The organism is Paenibacillus sp. HB172176, assembly GCF_011947265.1.
In the GTDB taxonomy this organism is placed as follows: Bacteria; Bacillota; Bacilli; order Paenibacillales; family Paenibacillaceae; genus Pristimantibacillus.
The window spans coordinates 1-6,135 of record NZ_JAATHD010000051.1 but is presented as its reverse complement, the minus strand read 5'-3'; the positions used below and the strand labels follow the sequence as shown (position 1 = coordinate 6,135).

The window sequence follows — 6,135 nt, the reverse complement described above, 5'->3', positions numbered from 1 at the left end:
TGCGAATCGCTTCCTGTTCACAGCGGCGGCAGGCATACACATGGCGCTTATGCTCGACCACTTTCACTTCAGCCGGAACGATTTTCAGCTCTCGCCGCACTTCCGTGCTCATCCCATGCAACTTGGCTGCACAGCAAGGACAGACTTGCTCCTCTTCGCTTAGTTCGTATTCGATCGTTTCAACGGGTAACGCATCCAGCTTCGCCGTACGAGCTCCAGCCCTCTTCTTGCGCTTGTAGGTGATCTCCTCTTCGGTAGGCTCTGGCAGTGCTGGATTAGCCTCGGCCTCGGCTTCATTGAAGAGATCTAATGCCAGTTGATCCGGATGCGTCCGTTCGCTGGATGCGCCGAAGCGCTTCTGTTGGCCCAAGCGAAATTGATCTTCATACCACTTGAGCTTAGCTGAGAGTTCTGCATTTTGCTGCTCTAACTTCGCTGCTTTCTGTTGTAACTCTTCGATTGTCGGTGAGGTTTCCGTTCGATTTTCCATAGCATACAACTTCGTCATGGCTAGAGTTGTTCCCTGCCTAAATCGGTGACAATCTAGCGAACAATGGAACGGCTACACGACCACTGTGACAGGTACAGGGGTATGCGCTTGCCGCTGATGAAGCGAAAGTCCGTCGAGCAGCCAGTGAAGCTCCCGAGAAGTGATCGTCACGACTTGTTCGCTAGAGGTCGGCCACTGGAAAGTTCCGCGTTCGAGCCTTCGGTACACGAGCCAGAAGCCATTGATATCCCAATAGAGCAGCTTGAGCTTGTTGCGTCCGCGATTACAGAAGACGAATAGACTTGGAGAAAAGGGATCCAAACCAAAACCTTCTTGCACGAGTGCGGCAAGACCGTCGATTGATTTTCGTAGATCCGTAAAACCCGTCGCAAGATAAACCTGCTGCGTGCCTGATAGCGTCAGCATGTCTCCTCGCATAATACTTTGGCGACCTCGCGAAGCAATTGCGGATCGAAGCCGCTTTGAAGAGTAATGCTCGCCTGTCCGATCTGAACGACAAGTGATGAAGCGGACTTTCGGGGAGAAACAGGTTCTGCTACGGAGACAGGGATAAAGCGAGGAGTGGTGGCGAAGCTGTCTGATGAAGCGATTTTTTTGAGTTTCCGCGTCCAATATTTTAATTGTTCAAGCGTGACATGATTAGCCTCGCTCCAGGCGGCCATGGTAAGACCGCTTGCTCGGTAGTCGGCAATCCTTGTCATCCATTCACGCTGTCGTTGTTCTTTTTTTGTCATAAGTAAGCCTCCCGTTTTCTAGGATGCCTTCATTTTCTCATGATGTTTCATTGAATAATATGTGTGGGGGATTTGACGCTTACGTAAGAACACTTTCATAACTGCTCACCTTAATGATCATGGGGTGAGCAGTTGTTTCGTGGTGACAGATGAAAGTACATTCCCCAAAACCACCTGTATGAATTGCTGGCTGTAAAACTTCAAAAACCTTTAATCTCCACCCCCATCGTTATATTACTTTTATAAAGCTTAACGATACGGGGTGAGCATGATGAGCAAGAAGCAAGATCCACTCAAAGATAGAACGCACAAATTCAAGCCCGGCAAGGTAGCGGCACTGGTTAAATGGCATAGCAGACCCATTTTAGACAAGATGATTGATGACAGTACGCCTGTGATGGAACTGGTGGCGTGGTGTAATGATATCGGCTTCCCGATCAGTATTCCCACCATGTATTCTTACATCAAGCAGCGCCGGGAAGCGATTGTAAATGGGCTTACGATGGAACTTCTTCACTCGAAGGAAGACCCTCTCAAGAAGGCGCGAGAAGATTCAGCGCGGAATAAGGCAAGAAAAAAGGGTAACACACAGTATAAGGAAAACCGTGCCGAAGAACGAGCAAAGGTCAAAGCCATGCTGGAAAAAGAACTAACCGACCAAGACAGTCCGAAACGTATTCGACATGACCTAGAGCTACTGGATGAAGTAATTCAAAAGGGCTTCGACACGTTGAGCAAGATGGAAGTGATCAGCCCTGTCACCGCCATCAAAGCTATGGAGATGAAGCACAAGCTCACCAATGGCTCAACCGGGGGCTATACACACTATGGGCTGGAGGAAATCAAGGTGCGTGAGGCTGCACGGGAGAACGCTGTTATAGCAGTAATCATGGAGTTTGTACCGGAGGAGAAATACTCTGCGGTTATGGAGCGCATGGAACAAGCAACCCGAGAGTATTACCGCTCTGTTGGCTTGGGTGAAGCTTACGAGCAGATGGAAGCTCGGGATGGTATGGATGGGTAAACAAATGGAGAACGCCTTTGATGGACGGTCTCCTTTACGTATCAAATACTAATTCGTCTTTGTCATGTATTAGCTTAGTTACGCAGTTGATAAGCGTTAATAACGCATTATTAAAAAGTTGGTTGAGTACAGAAAAATAAAATCTTTGCTCCTGACTTTAATTGAATAGTAATTAATCCTTCTTTAATTTCGATCTTTTCTGGATTGATATCACTTGCATAGAACGAAAATTCAGATGAATTTGTATTATTTCTAATTGAAATTCCGGATATAGTATTTGATCCAGGAATAAGCGTTCTAAAATTAATTTCGGTTGCTGGTATCTTGTCGATATCTAGATTGATTTCAGCGGAGACAACTCTAAACTTCCATATAACTTCATATTTTTCTATTTGATTCTTCACATCTTTTAAATTAAAAGTCATATTTCACACCGCCTATAGATATTATGTTTTAATTGAGGTCAACATTGGTGTCAGCGAACAAATACCAATCTAAGAGTAATCCTATAGAGCCTCGTAGACAGGCTACAGCTTAACTAAATTATAAATCGCTTCCCCCAACTTTTTAATGAAATCGATTACAGTGTCGACATCTTCCTCCAAGATTGGTTGTCGCTGTAAAAGTATGTTGGAGTAATCACCTTCATGAACAATTTGATTCCGTCGAATAGTAATGTTCTTCAACATAGTCTTTGTGTAATTCTCGTCAAATCCAAGTTGTATAGAAATTTTTTGCCATTTATGTTGCTCACTCCAAATATTTGATAATGCATCAGCTATCTTGTCAGGTTCTTGGAAGGATAGATAACCATGCTTTTGTGTAATCATCTGTTCGAATAAAAGTGTTGCGGAGGCTGTATTTTGATTAAGCTGAAAATGTATATCTAATGTAAAACCAAAGCTTAGGAATTTGGGGGTGGGAGCGCGCGTTCCTAAAAATGACTCTACCATTCCCACTCTTACTAAATCATGTATTAATTTATCTAAAGCGGATACAGATTGCGCCCACTGCCATCTTAACAAATCTGAATAGTCATACGGGGGTTTGACTACATCTTTTAAGAATTGATACAGGACTTTTGAATTCGTTGTATCTTCTAAAATTGACTTGAACAGTTGAAAGGATGAGTTCATCTCACTAGCTCCAAAACAACATTAGCCATATTTGTGAAAATACGATTAAATCTATCTCGATTTAAAGCCATCTGCTCTAAAACTGGGCCCGTTTCTCCTATTTGTTGATCTGTTAAGGCGAATACTGGCACCATTGCAATATTAGCTTTTTGTAGTAAAGCTCCAAATTCTGATATTTCAGCTAAGCAGTGGTTCTCAATCCTACCCTCCCGTAACAATTCCGAGATATCGTACGTCATTGAATGTCTTTCAAGTTCCGGCACAAGTTCTTCTTCGATGTATGCCTTTATCTCATCAATCTTACCTTGATAAGGCTTTGCTGCCCTTTTATTTCTTAGATTAAACCTTTGCACAATCTCGCCAATAAATTTCATTTCTTTGTTAGGCAAAGGATAAGAAGCATCATTAAATACTTCTATCGATTGTTGAGACCACCTCTTCCACCGTGGTAACACAGTTTTTAGAGTCTTAAGCGCCATTATTGAAAATGGGTCTGGATTTGTAGGGATAATAAATGCATCAGAAGACATAAAGAACGTTTGATTTATTGCACTTAGACCTGGATTCATATCAATGAGAACGTAGTCAATATCATACTTTTCAGAGCAAAGCTTAATAAGTTCATAAAAAGCACCAGGGAGATTTTGTAATGTCGAAATTGCATTATTACTATTTAAGGCTAGACTCAATGATGGGTCATATTCCGATAAATCCATGTGACCTGGAATAAGAAATAAATTAGGATTGTGTTCAGGAGTAAAGCAATCGATAGCCGTAATAGGTCTCGGCTTACCCTCAAAAGCCACCTTGACTGCATCCTTTAGGTTCGCAGAGTTGGTTGGTTCATTAAGATAAAAGTCGTCAAAATTATCTCCTAATAATAAGCTCGTCAAATTACACTGAGGGTCTGCATCAACCAAAAGCACTTTCTTACCAAGTGTACTCAATTTCCAACCTAAATTATAAGTTGTTGTTGTTTTACTTACTCCACCTTTGTGGTTAAATAAGACAATAGTTTTGGCCCTCAATAGTTACACCCCTTATGTTGAATTGCCATCTTTCATTCTCAATCAAACTTGTCAAAAATAGCGCATGACTATTGAACAAGTACTAGGACCAAAATACCACTTTCATCCTTTCTTGTAAACGCAGTAATCTAAATTTATATATTTTCGCCGCCACTATTCCCCCGATTAATCTAAGCCCGATATACCTGCTTCACAGCGCCAGCGGCGTGAACTGGTAAGATATAGTCATGTAGAAGGTCTCTAAACAATTGTGGCAACAGATTTAAAGAAAATACCTTATCTTTAATTCAGCTCCCTTACCCTTAGGAGGAGCAAAAAGTTCTTTATCGGATACTTTCATTTGTTGCTTCATTACTGAACAGCACGTGGGCATCCGGTGATTAGAAGATGGATAACCTCCTACTTTTGCATGAAGTTCCCCGGAGACAACATCGACGTACTCTTTACCACGTTCTCGAGCATCCGATAATAGGGTTTCCAGTGCTTCCCTGAAAGTTTGAGCAGTAGGTATCATAGGCTCAACCTCGCTTTTATTGAGTATAGATATCTTGGAAATCAAAGTTACTATCGTAAAATTTCGTCTTCACTTATGCCTTTACATCACCCGTTTAGTCTAATCACTCGACACGCCCTGCTTCATCAGCAAAATACGTATGAACTACGGACATCCTCATATCTGAAGTTGAAGCAGGAACAAGGAACAGTAACAGAAGAAGCTTGAATAGAATGTTGTCCTCTATTCAAGCTTCTTCTGTTACTGAATTCCTAATCTTATTATTCATATATTGGAGCCATCTTTCATGAGAATTTATATACTCTTCCAGTCCATCAACTGTAACAATGTCAACTAAATAAGAATTTCTAACATAGCTTGGAGAAGCATAGTTTAAATTATATACAATATGATTAGAAGGATTAATTTCTATTTCGTTGTCAGAATTCAAGTAAGCTTCAAATAGCTTTCCACTCAAAATAACAACAGGTGTATAGAAGACAATATCAAAGGAACTATCGCTATTAGCTTCTTTATGATCTTCAGCTAATCTATGCTCTTCAATGGCTGACTTAACTGCTGATAGAATAGCATTGTATATTTGGGGATGACCCTCCTTTGCTAAAGCTACATATTCATTTCGACCTATCTTAGTAGATTTACCAGGATATTTTTCCATTATATCTTTGTAATTCAAAATGGAGTTGTTAATATTATTGCAATGATTTAATAATCCATATCCACCAGTATCAGTCCCCCTTCTTTTGGTAGTAAATATAACCCATGGTTTTTCAGATTTTTTTATTTCTACAGATAACATAGACCAACAATATATTGGGCCTAATTCTTCGTAATATTTATTAGTATAAGCCTTTAAATCAATTTCACGGCCCTTATCCTCATCTTGGTCAATGAAATATTGATTTTCTCTACAACTCCATTTTCGTTTCTGAAAAAGATTTACTACTTTCATTTCAGTTGGATATCCAGTTTTATTGATATCCTCAATGATTTTGTTAATGAGTTCGTCCATATGAAATCCCCCCTTGCTGAATTACAGTTAAAGTCTTATTCCCGTACCTCATGAGTACCAATGCTATGGCCTTATATCTAATCCTATATAATTTGAACTAAAGAAATCGATAGTTACATCCTGACACAAAGCCGATCGATAATGGAACTTGGGTTTTTCATAATTTCGTCCATGAA

At 40.6% G+C, this 6,135-nt stretch carries 9 protein-coding genes; 1 reads left to right on the top strand and 8 read right to left on the bottom strand.

The window, feature by feature from the left end; all coding sequences use genetic code 11:
* The 3 genes from HFP08_RS28575 to tnpA form a co-directional block, all read right to left on the bottom strand.
* A partial coding sequence (locus HFP08_RS28575; RefSeq protein ID WP_206109345.1) for an IS66 family transposase zinc-finger binding domain-containing protein occupies positions 1-508 on the bottom strand: 508 nt, incomplete at its 3' end.
* Between the two features lie 54 nt (positions 509-562).
* Positions 563-916, bottom strand: a complete 354-nt coding sequence (gene tnpB / locus HFP08_RS28570; protein WP_168124040.1) for an IS66 family insertion sequence element accessory protein TnpB — start codon at positions 914-916, stop codon at positions 563-565.
* A complete protein-coding gene (gene tnpA / locus HFP08_RS28565; RefSeq protein WP_168124039.1) occupies positions 910-1,245 on the bottom strand; it encodes an IS66 family insertion sequence element accessory protein TnpA in 336 nt (111 codons plus the stop codon). The genes tnpB and tnpA overlap by 7 nt, the downstream gene beginning before the upstream one ends.
* A 268-nt stretch (positions 1,246-1,513) precedes the next feature.
* Here tnpA and HFP08_RS28560 point away from each other — a divergent pair, with 268 nt between their 5' ends.
* The gene (locus HFP08_RS28560; protein ID WP_168124038.1) at positions 1,514-2,269 is read left to right on the top strand and encodes a hypothetical protein; all 756 of its coding nucleotides are present in this window, start codon (positions 1,514-1,516) and stop codon (positions 2,267-2,269) included.
* Between the two features lie 110 nt (positions 2,270-2,379).
* Here HFP08_RS28560 and HFP08_RS28555 read toward each other — a convergent pair whose 3' ends face one another.
* From HFP08_RS28555 to HFP08_RS28535, 5 genes are all read right to left on the bottom strand, one after another.
* The gene (locus tag HFP08_RS28555) at positions 2,380-2,694 is read right to left on the bottom strand and encodes a hypothetical protein (RefSeq protein WP_168124037.1); all 315 of its coding nucleotides are present in this window, start codon (positions 2,692-2,694) and stop codon (positions 2,380-2,382) included.
* A gap of 102 nt (positions 2,695-2,796) precedes the next feature.
* On the bottom strand, positions 2,797-3,405 hold the full coding sequence (locus tag HFP08_RS28550; RefSeq protein WP_168124036.1) for a HEPN domain-containing protein: 609 nt from the start codon (positions 3,403-3,405) through the stop codon (positions 2,797-2,799).
* Positions 3,402-4,433 (bottom strand): ParA family protein, encoded by a 1,032-nt coding sequence (locus HFP08_RS28545; protein ID WP_168124035.1) that lies wholly within the window; start codon positions 4,431-4,433, stop codon positions 3,402-3,404. The genes HFP08_RS28550 and HFP08_RS28545 overlap by 4 nt, the downstream gene beginning before the upstream one ends.
* Positions 4,434-4,695: 262 nt before the next feature.
* The gene (locus HFP08_RS28540; protein ID WP_168124034.1) at positions 4,696-4,947 is read right to left on the bottom strand and encodes an HNH endonuclease; all 252 of its coding nucleotides are present in this window, start codon (positions 4,945-4,947) and stop codon (positions 4,696-4,698) included.
* A 226-nt stretch (positions 4,948-5,173) separates the two neighbouring features.
* Positions 5,174-5,959, bottom strand: a complete 786-nt coding sequence (locus tag HFP08_RS28535) for a hypothetical protein (protein ID WP_168124033.1) — start codon at positions 5,957-5,959, stop codon at positions 5,174-5,176.
* Positions 5,960-6,135 lie beyond the last annotated feature (176 nt).